A 1,661-nucleotide genomic window follows, 5' to 3' on the forward strand; every position below is an offset into this window, starting at 1 on the left:
CCGGGTGAGCCGGTCGTGCGCTGGAGCCGCCGGCCGGGCCCGCCGGGAATGTCATCGATCGTGGCGCGAGGGCTGTCACGCAGAGTGTCCGGTGCGCGTCGGCGGTGAACGGTCCCGTCACGTCCCGGAGTCGCCGTCCCGCTCCGGTACCTTGTGTGCAATGCGAGTGGTTCCGAGCACGAGCCGCCCCGGTGCCGCCCCTGGCGCGGCTCCGGATCCCGCGGTGCGCGCCGCTGTTCGCGGGGCCGGGCGGCCTGTTCTGCCCGCCTGTTCGACTCCCCGCGGCGAGCGTCGCACAGTATGCCGTACGGGTACTCCTTCACGCGGGAATATGCCCGAAGCGCTTGTAGCGGTGACGGTACGTCAACCATGCTGTCTGGCAAGGAAGTCACGTTCCGTGACGCTTACTCTGGCCGTTGTTCTGGCCATGCAGAAAATGGCTACGATCGTGGCCCTCGCGCGGCGCGGGGCTATGTGTCCGCCGGTTCGGATGGTGTGAGCGGTGCAGGTGCTTCAAGTTCAGCTGGAGGTCCGGCCCGACCCCGCGGAGGTGGGGCGGGCCCGGAGGTGGGCTCGCTCGCGGCTCGCCGGGTCGGGGATACAGGCCGACGAGCCGCTGGCCGAGACGGTGATCCTGCTCGTCTCCGAACTGGTCACCAACGCCGTGGTGCACACCGGCTGTCCGGCCGTGCTGAGGCTGTCGCTGCCCGGGGTGCCGGCCGAGGCGGCCACCGTGCGCCTGGAGGTGGCCGACGCCAGCACCCGCGCCCCCGTGCCGCGCTGCGCGGGTGACGACGCCACCGGCGGCCGCGGTCTCGCCCTCGTGGACGGCCTCGCCGACCGCTGGGGGTGGAACGCCGACGGCGCGGGCAAGCGCATCTGGTGCGAGCTCGACCGGTGCGTGCCGCCCGGTGAGGCCTCGGCGCCCACGGCTTGCGGCAGTCAGGCGCCCGTCGTCCGCGAGGGACCCGTCGTCTGCGAGGGGTTGGCGTACGAGGCGGTGTGAGGCCGCCTCGGGTGCCCCCTCTTTTTGATCCGGCCGCAAGTCTGTGCGCCGGACGTGCTTCCGTGCGCGCCCATTGTGATCCGGGCATTAAGGGTAAATCGCCGTACGGCTGTTGACGGGCCGTGTCCGTTTGATCACCCTTGTGGGCAGCGATTCGTCGTGAGGGGACGGCGAGGGCCCGGCTGCCGGAAGCCCTCGGCGAGTGCGGATCGCGCGGTCGGCGTCGGCCGGCCCCTTGGGGGGCCGAGGGGGAGGGGCCGGTGCGCCGGGGCCGGATGGCGGTGCGCGGTGCCGTGCTCGGGGCGGGCTACGGCGCACCGCCAACCGGTGCGCGGGGCCCGCGCGGTCCGCATCGGCGAAGCCGGCTCACAGGACGGCCACCGGGGCGACCGGTGCGCCCGTGGCGCCCACGAAGGGCTCGGGGGTGGCGGACAGCAGGAAGGCGTAGCGCCCCTCTTGTCCACAGGCTGTGGACAACTCCTCGAGATTCCAGTTCTGCCCCTGCGGCATGCCCATCTCCACCAGGTCCAGGGCGTGCACGGCGAGCCACAGCCCCTCGATCTCCGGCGGGAACACCTCGAAGGTGAGCGTGTCGTTGGCGACCGCGGCCACGTCCCGCGCGTGGAACCACTCCGGCGTACGCACCGAAAGGCCC

The 1,661-nt window shown here is 72.6% G+C and carries 1 protein-coding gene and 1 pseudogene; one reads left to right on the forward strand and one right to left on the reverse strand.

Annotated features, from left to right (window positions below):
* The first annotated feature begins 502 nt into the window (after positions 1 to 502).
* Positions 503 to 1,006, forward strand: coding sequence for an ATP-binding protein (locus IE249_RS18520; RefSeq protein ID WP_189705938.1), 504 nt, complete (start codon positions 503 to 505; stop codon positions 1,004 to 1,006).
* 366 nt (positions 1,007 to 1,372) lie between these two features.
* Here the strand turns inward: IE249_RS18520 and IE249_RS37715 are convergent.
* A pseudogene (locus IE249_RS37715) lies at positions 1,373 to 1,661 on the reverse strand (cyclase family protein); the annotation flags it as partial.

This window comes from Streptomyces anandii JCM 4720, assembly GCF_014650655.1.
Lineage (GTDB): Bacteria > Actinomycetota > Actinomycetes > Streptomycetales > Streptomycetaceae > Streptomyces > Streptomyces anandii.